The 23,248-nt window shown below is 69.2% G+C and carries 19 protein-coding genes; 3 read left to right on the top strand and 16 right to left on the bottom strand.

The features are described from left to right. Positions 1-12: 12 nt before the first annotated feature. The gene (locus MWM08_RS12435) at positions 13-957 is read right to left on the bottom strand and encodes a hypothetical protein (RefSeq protein WP_244459757.1); all 945 of its coding nucleotides are present in this window, start codon (positions 955-957) and stop codon (positions 13-15) included. Next, positions 954-1,766, bottom strand: coding sequence for a nucleoside triphosphate pyrophosphohydrolase (gene mazG, locus MWM08_RS12440; protein ID WP_244459758.1), 813 nt, complete (start codon positions 1,764-1,766; stop codon positions 954-956). The genes MWM08_RS12435 and mazG overlap by 4 nt, the downstream gene beginning before the upstream one ends. 149 nt (positions 1,767-1,915) lie before the next feature. Between mazG and MWM08_RS12445 the strand changes: the two genes are divergently transcribed. Beyond that, positions 1,916-3,943 (top strand): molybdopterin-containing oxidoreductase family protein, encoded by a 2,028-nt coding sequence (locus tag MWM08_RS12445; protein ID WP_244459759.1) that lies wholly within the window; start codon positions 1,916-1,918, stop codon positions 3,941-3,943. Beyond that, positions 3,940-5,343, top strand: coding sequence for an amidase family protein (locus tag MWM08_RS12450; RefSeq protein WP_244459760.1), 1,404 nt, complete (start codon positions 3,940-3,942; stop codon positions 5,341-5,343). Before MWM08_RS12445 ends, MWM08_RS12450 begins: the two co-directional genes overlap by 4 nt. Positions 5,344-5,619: 276 nt before the next feature. Here the strand turns inward: MWM08_RS12450 and dnaE are convergent, their stop codons facing one another. Then, positions 5,620-9,081 carry a DNA polymerase III subunit alpha gene (gene dnaE / locus MWM08_RS12455; protein ID WP_244459761.1) on the bottom strand — a complete coding sequence of 1,154 codons (3,462 nt, stop codon included), beginning with the start codon at positions 9,079-9,081 and terminating at the stop codon, positions 5,620-5,622. Positions 9,082-9,238: 157 nt separating this feature from the next. On the opposite strand from dnaE, the gene MWM08_RS12460 reads away from it, so the two are divergent. After that, complete coding sequence (locus MWM08_RS12460) at positions 9,239-9,808, top strand: HupE/UreJ family protein (RefSeq protein WP_244459762.1); 570 nt, start codon at positions 9,239-9,241, stop codon at positions 9,806-9,808. 70 nt (positions 9,809-9,878) lie between these two features. On the opposite strand, the gene MWM08_RS12465 is transcribed toward MWM08_RS12460, so the two are convergent. From MWM08_RS12465 to nuoL, 13 genes are all read right to left on the bottom strand, one after another. Then, positions 9,879-10,562: an ABC transporter ATP-binding protein gene (locus MWM08_RS12465; protein WP_244459763.1), complete on the bottom strand. Its 684-nt coding sequence runs from the start codon at positions 10,560-10,562 to the stop codon at positions 9,879-9,881. Further along, positions 10,555-11,784, bottom strand: a complete 1,230-nt coding sequence (locus MWM08_RS12470) for a lipoprotein-releasing ABC transporter permease subunit (protein ID WP_244459951.1) — start codon at positions 11,782-11,784, stop codon at positions 10,555-10,557. The genes MWM08_RS12465 and MWM08_RS12470 overlap by 8 nt, the downstream gene beginning before the upstream one ends. Positions 11,785-11,812: 28 nt before the next feature. Next, positions 11,813-13,057, bottom strand: a complete 1,245-nt coding sequence (locus tag MWM08_RS12475; protein WP_244459764.1) for a lipoprotein-releasing ABC transporter permease subunit — start codon at positions 13,055-13,057, stop codon at positions 11,813-11,815. Beyond that, positions 13,057-13,263, bottom strand: a complete 207-nt coding sequence (locus tag MWM08_RS12480; RefSeq protein ID WP_244459765.1) for a hypothetical protein — start codon at positions 13,261-13,263, stop codon at positions 13,057-13,059. Before MWM08_RS12480 ends, MWM08_RS12475 begins: the two co-directional genes overlap by 1 nt. After that, positions 13,263-14,576 carry a proline--tRNA ligase gene (gene proS / locus MWM08_RS12485; RefSeq protein ID WP_244459766.1) on the bottom strand — a complete coding sequence of 438 codons (1,314 nt, stop codon included), beginning with the start codon at positions 14,574-14,576 and terminating at the stop codon, positions 13,263-13,265. The genes MWM08_RS12480 and proS overlap by 1 nt, the downstream gene beginning before the upstream one ends. A 132-nt stretch (positions 14,577-14,708) precedes the next feature. Next, complete coding sequence (locus tag MWM08_RS12490; protein ID WP_244459767.1) at positions 14,709-14,879, bottom strand: hypothetical protein; 171 nt, start codon at positions 14,877-14,879, stop codon at positions 14,709-14,711. Beyond that, positions 14,876-15,133: a DUF1467 family protein gene (locus MWM08_RS12495; RefSeq protein ID WP_244459768.1), complete on the bottom strand. Its 258-nt coding sequence runs from the start codon at positions 15,131-15,133 to the stop codon at positions 14,876-14,878. The genes MWM08_RS12490 and MWM08_RS12495 overlap by 4 nt, the downstream gene beginning before the upstream one ends. Before the next feature lie 72 nt (positions 15,134-15,205). Beyond that, positions 15,206-16,852: a ribonuclease J gene (locus MWM08_RS12500; protein WP_244459769.1), complete on the bottom strand. Its 1,647-nt coding sequence runs from the start codon at positions 16,850-16,852 to the stop codon at positions 15,206-15,208. Positions 16,853-16,857: 5 nt separating this feature from the next. Next, the gene (locus MWM08_RS12505) at positions 16,858-17,676 is read right to left on the bottom strand and encodes a type III pantothenate kinase (protein ID WP_244459770.1); all 819 of its coding nucleotides are present in this window, start codon (positions 17,674-17,676) and stop codon (positions 16,858-16,860) included. Next, on the bottom strand, positions 17,676-18,398 hold the full coding sequence (locus MWM08_RS12510) for a biotin--[acetyl-CoA-carboxylase] ligase (RefSeq protein ID WP_244459771.1): 723 nt from the start codon (positions 18,396-18,398) through the stop codon (positions 17,676-17,678). The genes MWM08_RS12505 and MWM08_RS12510 overlap by 1 nt, the downstream gene beginning before the upstream one ends. Then, positions 18,395-19,819: an NADH-quinone oxidoreductase subunit NuoN gene (gene nuoN, locus MWM08_RS12515; RefSeq protein WP_244459952.1), complete on the bottom strand. Its 1,425-nt coding sequence runs from the start codon at positions 19,817-19,819 to the stop codon at positions 18,395-18,397. The genes MWM08_RS12510 and nuoN overlap by 4 nt, the downstream gene beginning before the upstream one ends. Before the next feature lie 4 nt (positions 19,820-19,823). Next, positions 19,824-21,335 (bottom strand): NADH-quinone oxidoreductase subunit M, encoded by a 1,512-nt coding sequence (locus MWM08_RS12520; protein ID WP_244459772.1) that lies wholly within the window; start codon positions 21,333-21,335, stop codon positions 19,824-19,826. After that, positions 21,332-23,248 (bottom strand): NADH-quinone oxidoreductase subunit L, encoded by a 1,917-nt coding sequence (gene nuoL, locus MWM08_RS12525; RefSeq protein WP_244459773.1) that lies wholly within the window; start codon positions 23,246-23,248, stop codon positions 21,332-21,334. Before nuoL ends, MWM08_RS12520 begins: the two co-directional genes overlap by 4 nt.

Raw genomic sequence — 23,248 nt, forward strand, 5'->3', positions numbered from 1 at the left:
ACAAGGCGCCGGCTATCGCCAATCCAGCGCATAGACCGCGGTCTGGTCCGGCCCGTTCGGCCGGCAGGCTGCCGTGGTGTAGGGCGCCCGCGGCGGGTTGGCGGCGCGCACCGCGCCGGCGAAGGGGCTGCAGGCGATGCGGGCGGCGAGTTGCCGTTCGGTTTCGGCCAGGCCCGGCACACCCTCGGGCCAGGCGGCGCGCAGCAGGCGCTGCGCCTCGGTGGCGTGGCCGGCATAGACCAGGCAGGCGGCGAGGCGTGCGGCCTCGACGCCGGGATGCACCCCGTCCCGCGCCGACCAGTCGCGTGCGCGCAGGGCCGCGATGGCCGCGGGTATGTCCGGGTAGGTGGCGATGCGCTGTTCCGGCGGGGGCATCTCCTCGGGCGCTGTCATGTCGGCGCAGGCGGTGCCGATCGCGGCCGACACCGGGCGGCGCATGGCGACCACGTCCGGCACCACCGCTCGCCCGTTCCAGTGGAGCGGGATCGTCGGGTGCAGGTCGGAAGCCCGGCTGGCGGGGGCGTCCCAGAAGTCGAAGGCCGCATCCGCCAGCACCATGCCCGGGCCGCCGGGCGGCATCAGGCGCAGCACCGCGGGTTCCCGCTTGCCCAGCGGCAGGGAGGCGACATGGGCGATCCCCTGGGGGCCGCGTTGGAACAGATGGAGCGTCCAGCAGCAATAGGCGCCGCCGGTCCACCCGGTGATGCCGATGAGCGTGACACCCGGCGCGACAGCCAGCTGGGCGGCATCGCCGAAGGGTTCGAAGCGCTGCGCGCGGGCTTCAAACACGGCCGTGCCGCCGCGGGTGAGGCGAAGGATCTCGCCCCTGCCATACGGCGCGGCGATGATGCGCCCGGCGCCGGCGGCGTCATGGAGGGTGCGGCGGGGCTGGGCGTTTGCCTCATGTGGGAAGACAAACCACAGAATCAGGCCGATCGCGGCGATAACTCGTATCATGTCTCACGCTCCACGCGTTTCGCGTCGGACCAAAGGGTTTCCATTTCGTGCAGTGTACTTTCCGCAGGTGTTTTTCCTGCAACTTTCAAAGTTTGTTCGATATAGCTGAACCGACGTTCGAACTTTCGGTTGGCACCTCGCAGGCAGTCCTCCGGGTCGAGGTCCAGTTTGCGGGCGAGGTTCGCCAGCACAAAGAGCAGGTCGCCCACCTCATCGCGTAATGCCGCAGGATCAGCGGGATGGCCATCACTGCGGAGTTCCGCGCGTAGCTCGGCAGCCTCCTCCTCGAGCTTGTCGAGCACGGCCACGGCGTCAGGCCAGTCGAAACCTACCCGCCCGGCGCGGCGCGTGAGCTTGGCGGCGCGGGTCAGGGCGGGCAGGCCGGTCGGGATGCCGGCCAGCGTGCCGGTCTCGGCACGGGTGGCGCGCTCGGCGGCCTTCTGAACCTCCCAGGCCGCCACCTGCTGGTCGGCGGTGCGGGTTTCCTCGGCCCCGAACACATGCGGGTGGCGGCGGATCATCTTGTCGGAGATGGCGCCCGCCACGTCGGCGAAGGCGAACCAGCCGCGCTCCTCCGCCATACGGGCGTGGTAGACCACCTGGAACAGCAGGTCGCCGAGCTCGTCCAGAAGGATGGCGGGGGAGCCCCGCGCGATCGCGTCCTCGACCTCGTAGGCTTCCTCGATGGTGTAGGGTGCGATGCTCGCAAAATCCTGCACCTGGTCCCAGGGGCAGCCGGTCTCGGGGTGGCGCAGCCGGGCCATGACCTCGATCAGGTGCAGCGTCGCGGTGGCGGGGTCCTGGGGCATGGCGCATCCGTGGGGGGGCGTGGCCGTCCTTCCTCCCGCGCCGTCGCGGCGCCCGCAAGCCCCCGCGCGGTGTTGTCAGCCGCCGCCACGCCGCCGAGACTGCCAGGACGCGCGGCTGTTGCGCGCCGCCCAGCAAGGATCCGCCCCGCATGTCCAAGGTCCGTGTCGTCTGTGCCCATGACTGTCCCGACATGTGCTCGCTGGTCGCGGAGGTCGAGAATGGCCGTGTCCTGCGCATCCAGGGCGATGCGGACGAGGCCTGGACCGCCGGATTCGCCTGCGCGAAGGTCACGCGGGACACCGAGACGGTGCATTCGCCCGACCGGCTGCGCACGCCCCTGCGCCGCTCGGGGCCGAAAGGCAGCGGCCGGTTCGAACCCATCACCTGGGATGCGGCGCTGGACGAGATCACCGCCCGCTGGAAGGCCATCATCGCCGAGAGCGGGCCGGAGGCGATCCTCGGCTATGCCTATTCGGCCCATCAGGGGCACATGAACCGGCGGCTGGTGAGCGGGCTGTTCCATGCGCTTGGCACGTCCCGCCTGCAGGCCGGCACGGTCTGCGACACCTGCTGCGAGACCGCCTGGGACATGACCTGCGGCCCGGTCGGCGGCACCGACCCGGAATCCGTGGTCCATTCCGACCTGGTGATCGCCTGGGGCTGCGACCTGATGGCGGTGAACGTGCATTTCTGGGCGCTGCTCGAGAAGGTGCGGAAGTCCGGCGTGCAACTGGTGGTGATCGACCCGCGGCGCAGCCAGACCGCGGCGCGGGCGGATTGGCATTTGCCCATCCGCATCGGCACGGATGCGGCGCTGGCCTGCGGGATCGCGCATATCCTGTTGCGGGACGGGCTGCTGGACCGCGACTACATCGCCGCGCATACGCTTGGTTTTGAACGATGGTCGACGGAAGTCCTGCCGAACTTCCCGCCGGACCGCGTGGCCTCCATCACCGGGCTGTCGGTCGCCGATGTGGAACGGCTTGCGGCCATGTACGGCGCGGCAAAGGCGTCGCTGATCCGCCTCGGCGAGGGCATGACGCGCCTCGCGAAGGGCGGCCAGGCGTTGCGCGCGGTCGCGACGCTGCCGGCGCTGACCGGTGCCTATGGCCGGGCAGGGGGCGGGGCATTGCTGCTCGCGGCCGGGTCGATGGATTTCCAGTTCGGCGTGCTGAACCGCCCCTCCGGCCCGGCCAGCGCGCGGATGGTGAACCACCTGGCGCTCGGCGAGGCGCTGGAGGAGATGCGCGACCCGCCGCTGCGCGCCCTGTTCATCGCCGCCAACAACCCGGCCGTGACAAATCCGGACGTGAACCGCCTGCGCCGCGGGCTGGCGCGCGAGGACCTGTTCACCGTGGTGCACGACCCTTTCCTGACCGACACCGCGCGCTACGCCGATATCGTGCTGCCGGCCACCACCTATCTGGAAACAGAGGATTTCTACCGCTCCTACGGCACCTACCGGATGCAATACGCGCCGGCCGCCGTGCCGCCGCAGCACGAAGCCCGGTCGAATTTTCACCTGGCGCAGGACCTCGGCCGGCGGATGGGGCTGACGGACCGCGCCTTCAGCGCCGCCCCACGCGACCTGGTTCCGGAGTTCTTCAAGGGCGCCACCGGCATCATCGCGGCGGTGGACCCGGCGCGGGTCTTCGAAGGCCCGGTGAAGGTCGCGCCGCCGGCCGCGCAGGAGTTCCGCACGCCCTCCGGCCGGCTCGAGATCTATTCCGAAACGCTGGACCGTCAGGGCGTCCCGCCGATGCCGACCTGGGAGGAAGACCCGGTCGAGGCCGCCGACGCCGCCCGTTGGCCGCTGCGCCTGCTGACCGCGCCGGGGTATTTCCAGGCGCATACGGCGTATGCCGCCTCGCCCTTCTTGCGCAAGCGCGAGGGCGAGCCCTGCGCCATCCTGCACCCCGAGGAAGCCACGCGCCGGGGTCTGGCCGAGGGCGATAAGGTCCTGTTGTTCAACGATCGCGGCAAGGTCGGGCTGGTGCTGCGCGTCAGCGACGAAGTTCGCCCCGGCGTGGTGCTGGTGCCCGGCCAGCGCCCGGATGGCGAGGCCGTGTCCGGCACGGTGAACATGCTGTGCGACGAACGGCGCACCGACATGGGCGAAGGGGCCTGCTACCAATCGACCTTCCTCGATGTTGCGGCATGGCAGGACGCGGCATGAGCGACCTCGCCACCTTGCCGGCGACCGAACAGGCCCGGCTGATCCGCACGCGGCGCGCTTCGCCGGTCGAGGTGGTGCGGGCCGTGCTCGACCGCATCGCGGCCTGGGAACCGCGGCTGAATGCCTTCGCTGTGCTGGATGCCGAGCGCGCCCTGGAGGCCGCGCGTGCGGCCGAGGCAGCGGCGATGGGCGATGACGAACTCGGCCCGCTGCACGGCGTGCCGGTCACGGTCAAGGACATCACGGCGGTCGCGGGACTGCCGACCCGGCGCGGATCGCGGCTGACCGACCCGACGCCGATGGGCCATGATTCGCCGGTGGTGGCGCGGCTGAAGGGCGCCGGGGGGATCATCCTCGGCAAGACGACGGCCACCGAATACGGCTGGACGGCGGTCAGCAGCAGCCCCTTGACCGGGCATACGCATAACCCGTGGAAGCATGGGGTTACGGCCGGTGGCTCGTCGTCCGGCGCGGCGGCTCTGGCCGGGGCCGGCTGCGGGGCGCTGCACCTGGGCACGGATGGCGCGGGGTCGATCCGGCTGCCAGCGCATTTCTGTGGCGCGGTGGGGCACAAGCCGACCTTCGGCTTGGTGCCCTATGCGCCGGTGACGAACAACCAGTCGCTCTCCCATGCGGGGCCAATCACCCGCACGGTGGCGGACGCAGCGCTGATATTGGAAGTAATGTCCGGGCTACATCCTTCTGATCATACGACATTACCGGGCGGATTCCGGGCCGGAGATGTCGGCCCGGCCGATCTGCGCGGGCTGCGCATCGCCTATAGTCCGGACCTGGGCCATGCGCGCGTCGACCCGGACGTCGCCGCCGCCGTGCGCGCCGCCGTTGCAGCCTTCGCGGAGGCCGGTGCGCGGGTTGAGGAGGTCTCGCCGCCCTGGGGCCCGAAGGGGCCGGGGTTGGAACGCGACCTCTGGGGCGTGGCGATGCTGCCCTTTGCGGAGGAAGACCCGGCCCGCCGCGCGCAGCAGGACCCGGGGCTGGCGGCCTGCCTGGCGGAATACGGCACCATGACCCTGGCCCAGGCGATCGCCGCCCAGGGCAAGCGGATCGCCTACGCGGCCGAGATCGGCGACTGGTTTGCCTCCGGCTGGGACCTGCTGGTGACGCCGGCGGCCTCGGTCACGGCCTTCGAGGTCGGGCGGCAGCGCCCGGCGCATTGGCCCGACCATGTCTGGGACTGGCTGGTCTGGGCGGAGTTCTCGTATCCCTTCGACCTGTCGCATGGCGCGGCGGTCTCGGTGCCGTGTGGCCGGGACGGGCAGGGACTGCCGATCGGGCTGCAGATCGCTGGGCCACGCTGCGCGGATGCGCTGGTGTTGCGCGCGGCGGCGGCCTTCCTGGCGGCGCGTCCGTTTGCACCCGGGTTCGCATCGCTCGACTGAGCGGTCCAACGGCTGTCGCGGGTCAGGACGTTGCGGGCAAGCAAACGGCGTCGGCGAGTGGCGTGACTGTCGGCCGGACGCTCGCACGCCACAGGTGGCACGGGGAGACGCCGGGACCCCGCTAGGGATCGCGCGCTGCAGGTGCGGCAAATGGGCGGGGTCCGGAGGGGCGAGGCAGCCAAACCCTGGCGCGTATGATTGCCGCATAAGGTATATTATGGAAATAAAACGCCTGGGCGAGGTTCGCGCGAACGGGCCCCTGGCGCGCGCAGCGGCCTAGATCTCCTCCACCGCCGAAACCCCCGGCAGCACCTTCATCGCCTGCAGCACTCGCGGCCCGACATTCCACCCTTGCGGCAGCGCCACCTCGACCTCCTGGCCCAGCGCGATCCGCGGCACCAGCACCACGCGCCCGCGGCCACGGCCTTCCCGCGCCAGGATGTCGCGGATCGGGTCCACCGCCTGGATATCCTCGATCCAGAGGCGGATGCCGCCGCCGGCGCCATTGGCAGCCTTCTCCAGCGCCTCGACATCGGTCGCGGTCAGGCGCAGCGCCTCGCCCTCCATCCGCGCATCGGCCGTGACCAGCACGGCCTTGCCCTCGGCGAGCAGGTCGCGCGACCGGTTCAGCACCTCCGAGAAGCAAGTCACCTCGTAGGAGCCCTGGGCATCGGACAGGCGCACCCAGGCCATGCGGCTGCCGGTCTTGGTGGTGCGTTCCTTGGAATTCACCACGGTCCCGGCCAGCTTCAGCCGGGCCGAGCCGCCGCGCGCCCGGTCGGCGATATGCGCCGAGGGCGTCACCCCCAGGCGCTGCAGCGCCTTCCGATAGGTATCCAGCGGATGCGCCGAGAGATGGAAGCCGACGGCCTCCGCTTCATGCGCCAGGCGTTCGAACAGCGGCCAATCCGGAACGTCTGGCAGGCGCAGCGGTTCGTCCTGCGCGGCGTCCGCGCCGAACAGGCCGATCTGGCCGGACCCGCGTTCCTCGGCATTGGCCTGCGCCCGGCGCAGAATGGTCTCGGCGCCGGCCATCACCCGGGCGCGGTTCTTCTCCAGCGGCTCGAAGGCGCCGGCGCGGGCCAGGTTCTCGATCTGCATCTTGTTCAGCAGCTTCGGGTCGACCCGCGCGGCCAGTTCGGCCAGCGACTGGAACGGGCCCGCGGCATCGCGCGCCGCGGCTAGGTCGCGCATCGCCGCCTCGCCCACGCGCTTCACCGCGGCCAGCGCGAAGCGGATCGCCTGCTTGCCCTCGGGCGTGGTTTCGACCCGGAACTCCGCGCCTGATCGGTTGATATCCGGCGGCAGGATCGGGATGCCCAGCCGCGCGCATTCCTGCATGTGGCCGGCGAGTTTGTCGGTGTTCGACACGTCCAGCGTCATCGACGCCGCCATGAACGCCACCGGGTGGTTCGCCTTCAGCCAGGCCGTCTGGTAGCTGACCAGCGCATAGGCCGCCGCGTGGGACTTGTTGAAGCCGTAGTCGGCGAAGCGCTCCATCAGGTCGAAGATCTCGGCCGCCTTGGCAGCCTCGATGCCGCGTGCTTCCGCGCCGTCGCAGAAGATCTTTCGTTGCGCTTCCATCTCCGCGCGGATCTTCTTGCCCATCGCGCGGCGCAGCAGGTCGGCCGCACCCAGGGAATACCCGGCCATGTCCTGCGCGATCTGCATGACCTGTTCCTGATACACCATGATGCCGAAGGTCTCGGCCAGCACATGGTGGATCGCCGGGTGCGGGGCCGCCCAGGGCTCACCCGCCTTGCGCGCGCAATAGGCCGGGATGTTCGCCATCGGCCCAGGGCGATAGAGCGCCACCGCCGCGACCAGATCCTCGAAGCGCGAGGCGCGCATCTGTCGCAGGCAGTCGCGCATCCCCTGCCCTTCGAACTGGAACACCCCCGCCGCGTCGCCCTTGGCCAGCATGGCGTAGGTGGCCGGGTCGTCGAGCGGGATCGCCATGATGTCGATCGCGATCCCCTGCCCCTTCAGGATGCCGAGCGCACGTTCGATCACCGTGAGCGTCTTGAGACCGAGGAAGTCGAACTTCACCAGGCTCGCCGCTTCCGCGTATTTCATCGAGTACTGCGTGACCAGCATGTCCGACCGCGGGTCGCGGTACAGCGGCACGATGTCGATCAGCGGCTTGCGCCCGATCACCACGCCTGCCGCATGGGTGGAGGCATTGCGGTACAGCCCCTCCACCTGCTGCGCGATATCGAGCAGGCGCGCCACCTGCTCATCCCCGTCGCGCATCTCCGACAGCCGCGGCTCGCCGGCGATGGCCTCCGCCAGGCCGACCGGCTTGGCAGGGTTGAACGGGATGAGGGATGCAATCTTGTCCACCTGGCCATAGGGCATGCCCAGCACGCGCCCCACGTCGCGCACCGCCGCCTTGGCCTGCAGCTTGCCGAAGGTGATGATCTGCGCGACGCGGTCCGCACCGTACTCGTTGACCACGTAGCGGATCACCTCGTCGCGCCGGTCCTGGCAGAAGTCGATGTCGAAGTCGGGCATCGACACCCGCTCGGGATTCAGGAAGCGTTCGAACAGCAGCCCGAAGCGCAGCGGGTCGAGGTCGGTGATCAGCAGCGACCAGGCCGCGACCGACCCCGCGCCCGAACCGCGCCCGGGGCCGACCGGAATGGGTGGCACTTGCGCCTTGGCCCATTGGATGAAGTCCGCGACGATCAGGAAGTAGCCCGAGAAGCCCATCTTCTCGATGACCGACAACTCGTAGTCGAGCCGGTCGCGATAGGTGGCGCGCGCGGCCTCGTCCGGCGGCGGCTGCAGTGCATCGAGGCGCCGCTCCAGCCCGGCCTTGGCCATGGCGCGCACCGTCTCGGCCTCGGTCATGCCGGGCGAGACCTTCGGGCAGACCGGCAATTCCGGCTTCTTCGATTCCGCCATCACCGCGCACATGCGCGCGATCGCCAGCGTATTGTCGCAGGCATCCGGCACGTCGTGGAACAGCGCGCGCATCGCCGCCGCCGGCTTGAACCAGTGCTCGGGGGTGACGCGCCGGCGCTCGCGCTCGGCCATGGTGCGGCCCTCGGCGATGCACAGCAACGCGTCGTGTGCCTCGTGCATCTCGGGCTTGGCGAAATACACGTCGTTGGCGGCAACGATGGGCAGGCGGGCCTGCTGCGCCAGGGACAACAGCCCGGCCTCGATCGCCGGTTCCTGTGGCAGCCCGTGGCGGTGCAGTTCGACCGCCAGCCGACCGGGAAAGGCCTCGCGCAGCACGTCCAGGATGCGTGCGGCACCCTCGCGCCGCCCCTCCCCGATCAGCCGCGCGACCGGGCCGAGCGTGCCGCCCGTCAGCAGGAACAGCCCCGCCGCATGGTCGCGCAGCAGGTCGAGCGTGACGGCCGGCTTGCCGGACGGATCGTCGCGCAGGAAGCCGTGCGACGAGAGCCGCTGGAGGTTGTCCAACCCCGCCGCATCCATCGCCAGCGCCACCAGCGGATCAGGGTTCTGGCGTGCGGCGTCCGGACGGTCCGGGTCGGTCTCGGCGCGCGCCAGGAACAGCCGGCAGCCCATGATGGGCTGGATGCCCTTCTTTGCGCAGGCCTCGGCGAATTCAAGGGCGCCGAACATGTTGGCGCTGTCGGTCAGCGCGACCGCCGGCATGCCGTGGTCGACGGCCAGTGAGGCCAGCTTGTCGGCCTTGATTGCGCCCTCGCTCAGCGAATAGGCGGAATGGACGTGCAGGTGAATGAAGGACGAAGACGGGCTCATCGGCCGGACTCGATCATTCCCGAACGATACACTGCGCGGGCGCCCGTGCAGAACAGGCACCCACCGGACTGCGATTCGTGTGGCATGGCAGCCTTGCGCAGGCACCGATGCGGCGCGACCATGCCTGACCCGAAGCCATCTTCACGGAGTGCTCCCGATGACGATTCCATGGTCGCGTGCCTTCGCGCCTGTGCTCTTCCTGCTCGCTGCCGGGCCGGCCATCGCGCATGCCGGAGCGGCGAACGGCCTGGGATCGGGATTGGCGCATCCTCTCCTCGGCCTGGACCACCTCATCGCGATGCTGGCAATCGGGTTCTGGTCGTCACAGGTGGGGTTGGCGCGCGCGTGGCTGCTGCCGGGCACATTCCTCGGAGGGCTGGTCGTGGGCATCCTTCTGGGCCTGCTGATCACCCCGCCGGGCGGGACCGAGTTGCTCGTCTCCGGCTCCGTGGTGCTGCTCGGCGTCGCCGTCGGGATCGGCGGGCCCCGGCGGGTGGAACTGGCGTTCCCTCTCGCAGCGGCGATCGGCCTGATCCACGGGTTTGCGCACGGCGCGGAGATCGGGGACAGCGTGGTCCTGACGATCATCGGCATGCTGGTCGGGTCCGCTTTGCTGCTGACGATCGGCTATGTGGGCGGTCGCTGGCTGGGCAAGCGGGACTCACTCGTTCAGACGGGCGGAGCCGGTGTCATTGCGGCCGGCCTCGTGCTGTTCCTCATGGCCTGACGGACGCGCCGGCCGCGGGCGATCTTGCCATCGGCCGGCGTCACATCCTTCCGGGGGGGGGGGGCGGTGATCAGGCCGGCGCCACCTTGCCGTCCCGCAACGTCACGATGCGGTCCATCCGCCGCGCCAACTCCGGATTGTGCGTCGCGATCAGCGCCGCCACGCCATGCCCGCGCACCTGCTCCAGCAGTTCCGCGAAGACGCGGTCCGATGTGCCGACATCGAGGTTGCCGGTGGGTTCGTCCGCCAGAAGCACGCGCGGACGGTTCGCGAGAGCGCGGGCGATCGCCACGCGCTGCTGTTCCCCGCCCGAGAGCTTGCCCGGCCGGTGGCTCTCGCGCCCGGTCAGCCCGAAGGCGGCGAGCAGTTCGCGCGCCCGCGCGCCCGCCGCGCCACGCGCCACGCCGGCCGCCATCTGCGGCAGGGCGATGTTCTCCTCCGCCGTGAATTCCGGCAGCAGGTGGTGGAACTGGTAGACGAAGCCGATGGTGGTGCGGCGGATCGCGGTGCGCGCCTCATCCGACAGCGACCCTGCGGCGCGGCCGGCGACATGCACCTCACCGCCATCGGGCTTTTCCAGCAGTCCGGCCAGGTGCAGCAGCGTGGACTTGCCGGTGCCCGACGGCGCCACCAGCGCCACGATCTCTCCGGCGGACAGCGTCAGGTCGGCGCCGCGCAGCACGGGCAATTCGCCCGCCTCGGTGCGGTAGCGGCGTTCCACGCCCGCGAGGCGCAGCGGCGGATGGTCATTCACTTCGCAGCGCCTCCACCGGATCGAGGCGCGCGGCGCGCCAGGACGGGAACAATGTCGCAACGAGCGACAGCGCGAGGCCGAGGCCCGCCACCTGCGCGACTTCCCACGGGTCCACCACCGCGGGAATGCGCGTGAGGAAGTAGATCTCCGGATCGAACACCGTGGTGCCGGTCGCGCGCATCAGCGCCTGGCGGATCGCCTCGATGTTCGCGGCGAACAGCAGGCCAAGCGCAAGTCCGACCGCGGTGCCAACGCCCCCGATCGCCGCCCCGCACAGCAGGAAGATGCGCATCACCGCCGCCCTGCCCGCCCCCATGGTGCGCAGGATGGCGATGTCCCGCCCCTTGTCCTTCACCAGCATGATCAGGGAGGAGATGATGTTGAAGGCCGCGACCAGGATGATCAGCGTCAGGATCAGGAACATCACGTTGCGCTGCACTTCCACGATCTGGAAGAAGCCTGAATTGGCCCGCTGCCAATCGAGGATGACGATGGGTCGCCCTTGCAGGACGCGACGGATGCCGTCAGCCGCGTCGTAGGTAGCCGCCGGGTCGCGCAGGTGCACCTCGATCTGGCTGACCTGGCCCGGCTGGCGGAAGAAAACCTGTGCCGCGGCCAGCGGCTGGTAGACGAAGCCGCCATCATAATCCTGCATGCCCACTTCGAAGATCGCAGCCACGCGATAGGCCCGCAGCCGCGGCACGGTGCCGAAGACGGTGACGCGGCCCTCGGGCGAGACCAAGGTCACGCGATCGCCCACCGACACGTCGAGCCGCCGCGCGAGCACCGTGCCGATGGCGATGGCATCGTCACCCTCGAAGGCATCCAGGCTGCCCGCACGGATGTTGTCGGCGATGATGGCGCGCGCGCGCAGATCCGCCGGCGCGATGCCGCGCACCAGGCCGCCGGCCGAGGCCCCGGCATCGGTGGTCAGCAGCACCTGGCCCTCGAGCGTCGGCACGGCGGTCGCGACCTCCGGCAGCGCACGGATGCGGCGCGCGATCTCGTCGTAGTCGCGCAGCGTGCCCTCCGCCGCCACCACGCCCAGATGCCCATTCAGCCCCAGGATGCGCCCCAGCAGTTCCTGCCGGAAGCCGCCCATCACCGACAGCACCACGATCAGCGTGCCAACGCCGAGCGCGATGCCCGCCAGCGAAAAGCCCGCAATCAGGGAGACGGCGCGCTCGCCGCGCCGTGCACGCAGGTAGCGTCCGGCCACCATGCGTTCGAAGGCGCCGAAGGGGCGGGATTCAGCCACGCAGCGCCTCCGCCGGGTCGATCCGCGCGGCGCGCCATGACGGCCAAAGCGTGGCCAGCAACGACAGCGCGAAGCCCATCGCCACGATGAACGCCACCTCCCGCGCATCCACCACCGATGGCAAGGACATCAGGAAGCGAAGTTCCGCCGGCAGCGCGACGGAAGTCTCGATCTGCAGCAGCAGCGCCTTGAGCGCGGGAAAGTTGGCGGCGATGCCCAGGCCCAGCCCAAAGCCCAGCAGCGTGCCGCCACAGCCGATCGTCGCACCGCACAGGATGAAGATGCGCAGCACCGCGCCGCGTGACGCGCCCATGGTGCGCAGGATGGCAATGTCGCGCCCCTTATCCTTCACCAGCATGGTGAGCGAGGAGATGATGTTGAACGCGGCCACCACCACAATCAGCGTCAGGATCAGGAACATCACGTTCCGTTCCACCACCACCGCGGCATAGATGCTGCTGTTGGCGCGCTGCCAGTCGGTCACGCGAAGGCCGGGCAGCATCGCCCGGATTTCGGCGGTGAGGCCCGCAACGCGCGACGGGTCCGCCACCAGCACTTCGACCTGGCTGGCGTCCTCGTTCAGGTTGAACAGCGACCGCGCGGTGTCGATCGGCACGAAGATCGTGCGGCCATCGACTTCCGGCATGCCGACATCGAAGGTCGCGACCACGCGCATGGCGCGCTGGCGCGGCGCCTCGGTGAAATCGCCGCCGCGCGCCTGGGGCAACACGAGCGTGAGCGTATCGCCAGGCTGCAGGCGCATCCGCTGCGCAAGCCGCGCGCCGATCACCACGCTGTCCTCCTCGCCGAAGGATGCCAGGTCGCCCTGGCGCAGCCCGCGCTGGATGACGGAGCGCCCGCGCAGCGCCTCGGGCGGCAGGCCGCGCAACTGTGCGGCGGCCGCGGTGCCGCCGGGGCCCGAGAGCAGCACCTGGCCCTCCACCGCCGGCGCGGCCTGCGCGACGCCGGGCAGTGCGGCCAGCCGCGCCGCTATCGCCTCCGCCCCCGGCAGCGCGCGGCCGCGCTCCGGCTGAACCGTCAGGTGCCCGTTCAGCCCGATGATCCGGTTCATCAGGTCGGCACGGAAGCCGTTCATCACGCTGGTCACGATGATCAGCGTGGCCACGCCGAGCGTGATGCCCACCAGCGAGAAGATCGCGGTGATCGAGACCAGCCGCTCGCCCTTGCGCGCGCGCAGGTAGCGGAAGGCAACGGCGCGTTCGAAGGCATTGAACATCAGACCGGGGGCATCCTGTCGCCGAACAGCTCGATGAACAGGCGGAAGGCACCTGCGATGAACAGCCCCGCAAGGATTCCCACCAGCAGAACCGCCACGATGGAACGGCCTGGCAGCAGCAGGAAGGCAAAGACGCAGGTGAAGAACACCACGAAGGCCGTGAACACGGCCCAGAGCGCGCTGCGGGTGGCGTCCTCGCGGATCATCAGCCGAGGATGCGCGCCACCGCGTCCTCGAGGCTGACCTCCGCCCGTTCGCCGCTGGCGCGGCGCTTCAGCTCGACGCGCCCCGCCGCGGCCCCGCGCGGACCGATGATGGCCTGCCAGGGGAAGCCCATCAGGTCGGCATCAGCGAATTTTTCGCCCGCGCGTGACCCGCGGTCGTCGTAGACCGCCGCATCGCCGAGGCGCGCATAGAGGTCCTCGCACATCGCATCCGTCGCCGCATCGCCCTGGCGCAGGTTCAGCACCGCGGCGGCCCAGGGGGCGACGGCGTCGGGCCATTTGATGCCGGCCTCGTCGTGGTTGGCCTCGATCAGCGCGCCGACCAGGCGGGAGACGCCGATGCCGTAGGAACCCATCTCCGGGATGATGGTGGTGCCCTCGGGCCCGGCCAGAGACAGCCCCATCGCGGCGGAATATTTGGTGCCGAAGTAGAAGATGTGGCCGACCTCGATGCCGCGGCCCTCGCGACGGCGTGCCTCCGGCACAGCGGCCCAGGCGGCTGCGTCGTGCATCTCGTCCGTCGCTGCGTAGGACGACGTCACGCCGTTGAAGAACGCCTCGAGCCCCGCGACGTCGTTGGTCGCGACATCCGTCCCCGCCCAGTCGGTCGTCTCGTAGGTTGCGTCGTAGAAGACGCCGCTCTCGCCGGTCTCGGCCAGGATGATGAATTCGTGGCTGAGGTCGCCGCCGATCGGCCCCGTGTCGGCGCGCATCGGCACGGCGGTCAGGCCCATGCGCTGGAAGGTCCGCAGGTAAGCCAGGAACATCTGGCGGTAGGAATGGCGGGCACCCTCGGGCGTGGCGTCGAAGGAATAGGCATCCTTCATCAGGAATTCGCGGCCGCGCATGACGCCGAAGCGCGGGCGCACCTCGTCACGGAACTTCCACTGGATGTGGTACAGGTTGCGCGGCAGGTCGCGGTACGACTTCGCGTAGCTCTTGAAGATGTCGGTGACCATTTCCTCGTTGGTCGGGCCGAACAGCATCTCGCGCTCGTGCCGGTCGGTGATGCGCAGCATTTCCTTGCCGTAGTCGTCGTAGCGGCCGGATTCGCGCCACAGCTCGGCCGACTGGATGGTCGGCATCAGGATCTCCTGCGCGCCGGCGCGGTCCTGTTCCTCCCGCACGATCTGCTCGACACGCCGCAGCACGCGCAGCCCCGCCGGCAGCCAGGCATAGATGCCGGCCGAGGTCTGCCGCACCAGCCCGGCGCGCAGCATCAGCCGGTGGGAGGCGATCTGCGCCTCGGCGGGGGTTTCTTTCAACGTCGGCAGGAAGGCGCGGGAAAGGCGCACGGCGTGATTCCAGGCTGTGATCGGGCGGGAACCTACCGGCGGCGGGGGCGCGCCGGAAGGGGCGGCGTGCGGCGCAAAAAGAAAGGGCCGCGCCCCGAAGGTCGCGGCCCAAGTTTAGGGAGGAAACGCCAGTCACACGGCAGAAAGAGAACCAATCTCTTTCTGTCCCCAGGATGCTGGCAGGGCCGGGTCCGGACAATTGGAAAGACCGTTCGAAAAACCGGAAAATGCGCCGTCCAGACGCATCCTGCGCCATTCGCGGGCATTCGCATTTACTCCTGCCGCATCGGCGGTCAAAATCACGGCATCGCCAAAAAGCCGGTGCGGAAGGAGAGCCAGTCGCTCTCGATCACGACATACAGAATCGCCCAGATCACCACCGTGAGGCCGGTCGTGCCGATCAGCTTCCACCCTAGATTCGGCGCCACCGGCGCGCCGCGCCAGCCGCCGGCCTCGATGTCACCGTCCGGGTCGGGGCGGGTACCGATCGGCAGGATGCAGAACAGCGCCGTCCACCACACAAGCAGGAAGACAACGGTGCCGGTGAACCAGGTCATGGGTCGCTGATGCTCGTGGACGTCGTGACGCCGCGGCAGATGGGGCTGCCGCGGCAGGGGGCAAAGGGGCGCTCAGACGCGCAGCAGGTGGACCTCGACCGTAGGGCGCTTGCGCAGCCGGCGCCCGACCGCCTTGCGCAGCGCACCGCGGGCGGCCTCGCGCAGCGCATCGTCCTCCCGCTTCAGCGCGGCCGGCAGGGCGGCCACCGCCTCGCGCAGGTCCGCGGCGATCAGCATGGGTTCGGCATCGCCCACGTCGAACAGGCCGGGGGCCGCGATCTGCGGCTGGCCCAGCACCCTGCCCTGCCCGTCCACCGCGATCGAGGCGACCACCACGCCGTTGAACATCATCCGCCGGCGCGCGGCCAGGATGGCGCCGTCCATCGGCACCAGCCGGTCGGCATCGACGGCGAGGCGACCCGCCGGGACGGATTCCACCACCTCGGGCCGGTTGCCCGACAGGCGCAGCACGTCACCATCCTCGATCAGGAAGGGCGTCGCGCCGCATTCGGTCGCGAGACCGGCATGGTCCTGCATGTGACGCCATTCGCCATGCACCGGCACGGCGAAGCGCGGCTTCACCAGCGCATAGAGGCGCTTCAGCTCGTCGCGCGCCGGATGGCCGGAGACATGGACCATGTGGTCGTCGTCGGTCATCACCTTGCAGCCGCGGCGCACCAGCCCGTCCTGAATGCGCTGGATGGCGCGTTCGTTCCCCGGGATGCGGCGGGAGGAGAAGATGACCGTATCGCCCTCGCCAAGCGCGATGTGCGGGTGGGTGTCCTCGGCGATCTTGGCCATGGCCGAGCGCGGTTCGCCCTGGCTGCCGGTGCAGATCAGCAGGATTTCCTCGTCCGGCAGGTAGCCGGCCTCCTCCTCGGGCAGGAAGGGCGGGATCGACTTCAGGTAGCCGCATTCGCGCGCGGCGGCCTCGATGTTGCGCAGGCTGCGGCCGATCAGCGCCACCTGGCGCCCCGCGGCGCGCCCGGCCAGCGCAATGGATTCAAGCCGCGCGACATTGGAGGCGAATCCAGTCACCGCCACGCGCCCGGTCATGGGCCGGATCAGCGCGGCCAGATTGCGCCGGACCTCGGCCTCGCTGCCCGAATGGCCTTCGACCATGGCATTGGTCGAATCGCAGACTATGGCGAGCACGCCTTCCTCGCCGAGCTTGGCGAAGGCGGCCTCATCCGTGCGGGGGCCAACCAGCGGGTCGGGGTCGAGCTTCCAGTCCCCTGTGTGCAGCACCGTTCCATGGCGCGTGCGGATCGCGAGCGCCTGGGCCTCGGGGATGGAATGCGCGACCGGGATGTATTCGCAGTCGAAGGGGCCGAGGCGGAAGCGCGCGCGCGGTTGCGTGACCACCAGCGGCACCTCCTGCGCCATGCCGGCTTCGGTCAGCTTGCGCGTCAGCACGGTCGCGGCGAAGGGTGTCGCGAAGATCTTGCAGCGAAATTGTCGCCACAGATGCGTGACCGCACCGATGTGGTCCTCATGCGCGTGGGTGATGACCAGGCCCAGCAGGCGGTCGCGGCGCGCCGCGAGCCAGCCCGGGTCGGGCACCATGACATCGACTTCGGGGTTGTCGCGCCCGGCGAAGCCCAGGCCGCAATCCACCGCCAGCAATTGGTCGTCGCAGCGGTAGACGTTCAGGTTCATGCCGATCTCGCCGGTCCCGCCGAGCGGGAGGAAGGCGAGGTCGCCGGACAATGCGTTCATGCGGGTCAGTCGGACTCCGATCTCAGCGGGTCGCGGAGCGCGCTGTGGTGGAAGACGGGAACAGGATTGCGATCGGCCAGCAGGCGCAGGCCCTCGAGGGTGATGTCGGGGTCGGTCCGTTCAATGACAAGGGTGCCCTCGGCGAACAGGGAGGCCAGGCCGCCGGTGCCGATGACCTTGAGGGGCCCGCCGAACTCGGCCTTGATGCGTGAGACGATGCCCTCGATCAGCCCGACATAGCCCCAGTAGATGCCCGACTGCATGGCCGGCACGGTGGAACGCCCGATCACCGCCTGCGGCCGGCCGATACCGATGCGCGGCAGGCGGGCAGCGGCGCGGTGCAGCGCTTCGATCGACAGGTTGATGCCCGGGGCGATGACGCCGCCGACATAGCCGCCATCATGGTCCACCACGTCGAAGGTAGTGGCGGTGCCGAAGTCGATCACCACCAGCGGGCCCTTGTAGTGGGTGTGGCTTGCGAGCGCGTTGAGCAGCCGGTCGGCGCCGACCTCGTTGGGCTGGTCGACGCGGATCTCGAAGCCCCAGTCGAGGTGGGCGCGGGCGATCAGGGGTTCGGTGTCGAACCAGTCGCGGCAGACGCGGCGCAGGTTGTAGAGCGCGGCGGGGACGACGGTGCCGATGACGCAGCGCGTGACGTCGTTGGGGTTCACGCCCGCATGCTGGAACAGCGCGAGCAACCATACCGCGTATTCGTCCGACGTCCGGTCGGCGCGCGTGGCGATGCGCCAGCGGCCGCGCCATTCCTTGCCGTCATGGACGGCAAAAACGACGTTGGTGTTGCCGGCATCGATGGCGAGCAGCATCAGGTGAGCTCCCCGGAAGCAAGGGCGTGGACGCGCCCGCCGGTGGCGAGCAGCAGGCGGCCATCCTCGGCCAGGCCCGCGAAACGCCCGGCGATACCGCTGCTGAGCGCGAGGTGCGTGTCGAGCGCCGGGCCGCGTTCGAGCCAGGCGGCGCGGATCGGCGCGAAGCCTTCGGTGATGCGCTGGGTGCGGCGGCCGTCCAGCGCGGCCAGTAGTGTCTCGGCGAAGGCTTCGGGCCTGGGGGCAACGATGCCCGTGTCGGCCAGGCAGGCGGTGACGCGCCCTTCGACCTGCGGGGCATGGTCCAGGTTGACGCCGATGCCCAGGCACAGCCACGCGATGCCGCCCTGGTCGTCGGGGCTGGCCTCGGCAAGGATGCCGGCGGCCTTGGCACCATTCAGCATCAGGTCGTTCGGCCATTTCAACGTGATGGCGCGCGGGTCCGGTATGGTCGCGGCGACGGCGTCGCCCAGCGCGACAGCGGCCAGCAGCCCCCATTGTGGTGCATGACGCAGCGGTTCGGCCGGGCGCAGCAGCACGGACAGATGCAGGTTGCCCGCGCGGCTTTCCCAGGCACGCCCCTGCGTTCCACGCCCCGCGGTCTGCCGATGCGCCAGCACGGCGAGCCCATCGGGTTCCCCCGACGCGGCAAGTTGCGCCACCAGGTCCGAGGTGCTCGGCAGCGCCGCGTGGACGCGCAGCCGGAAGCGGTGCTGCGTCACCCCAGCAGGGCGGCGACCGCCGCCTGCGCCGCGGCCACCAGCGGGGCCGGGTAGAGGAAGAAGAGCAGGGTGAACAGGCCCGACGCGGTCATCACGAGCGAGACCGTGGCCGGCCGCGGGTCGAGCGCGGCACCGACCTGCTCGTCGAAGAACATCACCTTCACGATCCGCAGGTAGTAGAAGGCCGAGACGACCGAGGCCAGCACGCCGACAATCGCGAGCGTCCACAGACCGGCATCCACCGCCGCCTTGAAGACGAACATCTTGCCGAAGAAGCCCGCGAGCGGCGGGATGCCGGCCATTGAGAACATGAAGATCGCCATCCAGACCGCCATGCCGAGGTCGGTCTTGGCGAGGCCCGCGAGGTCCTTCACCTGCTCGACCGCCCTGCCCTGCCGGCGCATCGCCACCAACACCGCGAAGGCGCCGAGGTTCATCAGCAGGTAGATCGCCATATAGACCAGCAACCCGCGCATCCCCGCTTCCGAGGCGGCCGCGAGGCCGACCAGCGCGAAGCCGACATGGCCGATGGAGGAATAGGCCATCAGCCGCTTGATGTTCTCCTGCCCGATGGCGGCGAAGGCGCCGAGCACCATCGACAGCAGCGAGATGACCACCACCACCTGCTGCCACTGGCCCGCGAGGTCCCCGAACGGCCCGCCCAGCACGCGCGCGAACAGCGCGATGGCGGCGACCTTGGGGGCGGCCGCAAAAAAGGCGGTGACCGGCGTGGGCGCGCCCTCGTAGACGTCGGGCGTCCACATGTGGAAGGGCACGGCGGAGATCTTGAAGGCCAGGCCCACCATCACGAACACCAGCCCGACGATCAGGCCGGAACTGGCCTTGGTTGGGTCGGACAGCGCAATCGCGATGCTGTCGAAATTGGTGGTGCCGGTGAAGCCATAGACCAGCGAAGATCCATAGAGCAGCAGGCCCGAGGCCAGCGCGCCGAGGACGAAATACTTGAGGCCCGCTTCCGCCGAGCGCTCATCGTCGCGGTTGAACGCGGCCACGACATAGAGGCTGAGCGAGAGCAGCTCGAGCCCGATATACAGTGCCATCAGGTCGTTGGCCGAGACCATGACCATCATGCCGAGCGTCGCGAACAGCAGCAGCACGGGATACTCGAAGCGGTCGAGCCCCTCACGCGCGTTGAAGTCGATGGATAGCACGACGCCGGCGGCCGCACCGAGCAGGATCAGCACCTTGGCGAAGCGCGAGAAGGCATCCGCGGCGATCTGCCCGCCGAAGGCCGTGCCTTCCGGCACGCCCAGCGCCACCACCGCGGTCAGCAGGAAGGCGCCGACCACCGCCATGGCGCAGGGGAAGAAGGTGTTGCGCTTGGGCAGCACGCCGATGCCGAGGATGGCCAGGCCCGACAAGGCCAGCACCAGTTCGGGAAGTGCGAGGGTCCAGTTCATCATCTCACATCCCCGCCAAGCGCGTGGCCGCCAATGCGGCTTCGTGGCGGACCACAAGCGCCGTGACCGTGGCCTCGAAGAAAGACAGGAAGGATTGCGGATAGACGCCCATCCACACCGCCAGGATCACCAGGGGCGCAAACACCGCGTGCTCGCGCGGCGACATGTCGAGCAAGCCCCGCAGGTCATCCCTGGTGATGCGCCCGAAGGCGACGCGCTTGTACAGGTACAGCGCGTATGCCGCGCCGAGGATCATGCCCATCGCCGCGCCGAAGGCGACCCAGGCGTTGATCTTCCAGGCGGCGACGATCACCAGCAATTCGCCGGGGAAGCCCGCCAGGCCCGGCAGCGCGACGGAGGCCATGGTGAACAGCATGAAGACCAGCGCATAGGCCGGCATGATCTTCGCCACGCCGCCATAGCGCGCGATCTCACGCGAATGCACGCGGTCATACAGCACGCCGACGCAGAGGAACAACGCGCCCGAGACGATACCGTGCGACAGCATGGTGTAGAGCGCGCCCGACAGCCCCTGCACGGAGAAGGTGAAGATGCCCAGCGTGACGATGCCCATGTGGGCGACGGACGAATAGGCGATGAGCTTCTTCATATCCTCCTGCGCGAGCGCGACCAGCGAGGTGTAGACCACCGCGATGATCGACAGCGCGTAGATGAAGGGCGCGAAGTCGGCGGAGGCATGCGGCAGCATCGGCAGGGAGAAGCGCAGGAAGCCGTAAGCGCCCATCTTCAGCAGCACGCCCGCCAGGATGACCGACCCCGCCGTGGGCGCCTCGACGTGCGCATCCGGCAGCCAGGTATGGAACGGCCACATCGGCACCTTGACCGCGAAGGAGGCGAAGAAGGCCAGGAAGATCCAAGTCTGCAGCGCCGGCGGGATGGCGTGCTGGAACAGCTCCGGGATGTCGGTGGTGCCGGCGCGGAACCACAGCAGCAGGATCGCCAGCAGCATCAGCACCGAACCGAGCAGCGTGTAGAGGAAGAACTTGAACGACGCATAGACGCGCCGCTTGCCGCCCCACACCCCGATGATGAGGAACATCGGGATCAGCACGCCCTCGAAGAACACATAGAAGACGATGAAATCCAGCGCAGCGAACATGCCGACCATCATCATCTCAAGCACCAGGAAGGCGACCATGTATTCCCGCACGCGGGTCTGGATCGAGTCCCAGGACGCCAGGATGCAGATCGGCGTCAGCAGCGTGGACAGCAGGATGAACAGCACCGAGATGCCGTCCACGCCCATGTGGTAGGTGATGCCGAATTCGCTCAGCCAGTCGAGCCGTTCGACGAACTGGAACCCCGGGTCGGTCTTGTCGAAGCGGAACCACAGGATCAGCGACAGCGCGAAGACGATCAGGCTAGTCCAGAGCGCCGTCCAGCGCGCGTTCTCGGCGGTGACCTTGTCGTCGCCGCGCAGCGTCAGGATGGCGATGGCGCCGGCCAGCGGCAGGAAGGTCAGCAGGCTCAGAAGCGGGAAGCCGGCGGCGTTCATCGGGCGGCTCCGAAGACGAGCAAAGTCACGAAGATGGCGAGCCCCGCGATCATGGTGAAGGCGTAGTTGGCGACACGACCCGTCTGCAGGCGCACCGCGCCCTGCGCGACGTCGGTGGCAATGGCGGCGGCGCCATTGGGCACGCCGTCGATCACGCCGGCATCGACCTTCTGCCACAGCACGCGCGCCAGGGCGCGGGTGGGGCGGACGAAGATCGCGTCGTACAGCTCATCGAAATACCACTTGTTCAGCAGGAACCGGTACAGCCCGCCGAAGGTGGACGCGAGCTTCCCCGGGATGGACGGCGCGAACATGTACAGGATGTAGGCCAGCGCAATGCCCGACAGGCCGACCACGGTCGGGGCCAGCGGCACCCAGGACGGCACCTCGTGCGCCGCATGCATGATGTGGTTGTGCGGCGCGTTGACGATGGCGCCGTTCCAGAACTGCTCCCAGTGATGGCCGACGAAATTGTCCTTGAACACCGCGCCCACGGTGATGGCGCCGACCGCGAGCACCGTCAGCGGCGCCAGCATGGAGATCGGGCTTTCGTGCACGTGCTCCATGGTGTGGTGGTCGGCGCGCGGCGCGCCGTGGAACGTCAGGATGATGAGGCGCCAGGAGTAGAAGGCGGTCAGGAAGGCCGCGATCATGCCGCAGGCGAAGGCATACATGCCGACCGTGGAATGCGCGGCGAAGGCCGCCTCCAGCACGAAGTCCTTCGAGTAGTAGCCGGCGAAGTAGGGCACGCCCGCCAGCGCCAGCGACCCGATCCACATGACCGCATAGGTCATCGGGATCTTACGCCAGATTCCGCCCATCTTGCGGATGTCCTGCTCGTTCGACATGGCGTGGATCACGGAACCAGCGCCCAGGAACAGGAGCGCCTTGAAGAAGGCATGGGTGAACAGGTGGAACACCGCGCCCTGGTAGGCACCGACACCGGCCGCGAAGAACATGTAGCCCAGCTGCGAGCAGGTCGAATACGCGATGATCCGCTTGATGTCGTTCTGCACGCAACCGATGGTCGCCGCAAAGAGCGCGGTCGATGCGCCCACCAGGGTGACGACAGCGAGCGCGAACGGCGCGTACTCAAACACCGGCGACATGCGCGCAACGAGGAACACGCCCGCCGTCACCATGGTCGCGGCATGGATCAGCGCGGAGACCGGCGTTGGCCCTTCCATCGCATCCGGCAACCAGGTGTGCAGGCCCAGCTGCGCCGACTTGCCGCAGGCGCCGAGGAACAGCAGCACGCAGATGACCTCGTAGGCACGGAAGCCGGCGAAGGTCGCGTCCTTGTGCTGGTCGATCGCGCCGAAGATGGCGCTGAATTCCACGCTGCCGAAGGTCCAGAAGGTCAGCGCCAGGCCGAGCATGAAGAACAGGTCGCCCACGCGGTTCACGATGAACGCCTTCATCGCGGCGGCGCAGGCACTCTCCTTCTCGTACCAGAAGCCGATCAGCAGGTAGCTCGCGAGCCCCACGCCTTCCCAGCCGAAGAACAGCTGCACCAGGTTGTCCGCCGTCACCAGCATCAGCATCATGAAGGTGAATAGCGACAGGTAGGCGAAGAAGCGCGGCCGGTCCGGGTCGTGGGACATGTAGCCCACGCTGTAGATATGGATCAGCGTCGAGATCAGCGTGACCATGCCGACCATGACCGCCGACAGCGTGTCGTAGCGCAGCGCCCAGGACACTTCGAAGCCACCGACATCGAGGAAGGTCACGATCTCGATGGTGGTCGCCGTGTGGCCCAGCGCGACCTGCCAGAAGGCGGTCAGCCCGCAGATCGCGGCCAGCACCATGCAGACGATGGTCGCCGCCTGCGCGGCACGGTCGCCGATCCAGCGGCCGAACAGGCCCGCAATGCTTGCACCCAGCAGCGGGAAGAAGACAGCGCCGACGAACAT

The sequence above is a fragment of the Roseomonas fluvialis genome, assembly GCF_022846615.1.
Classification (GTDB): Bacteria; Pseudomonadota; Alphaproteobacteria; order Acetobacterales; family Acetobacteraceae; genus Neoroseomonas; species Neoroseomonas fluvialis.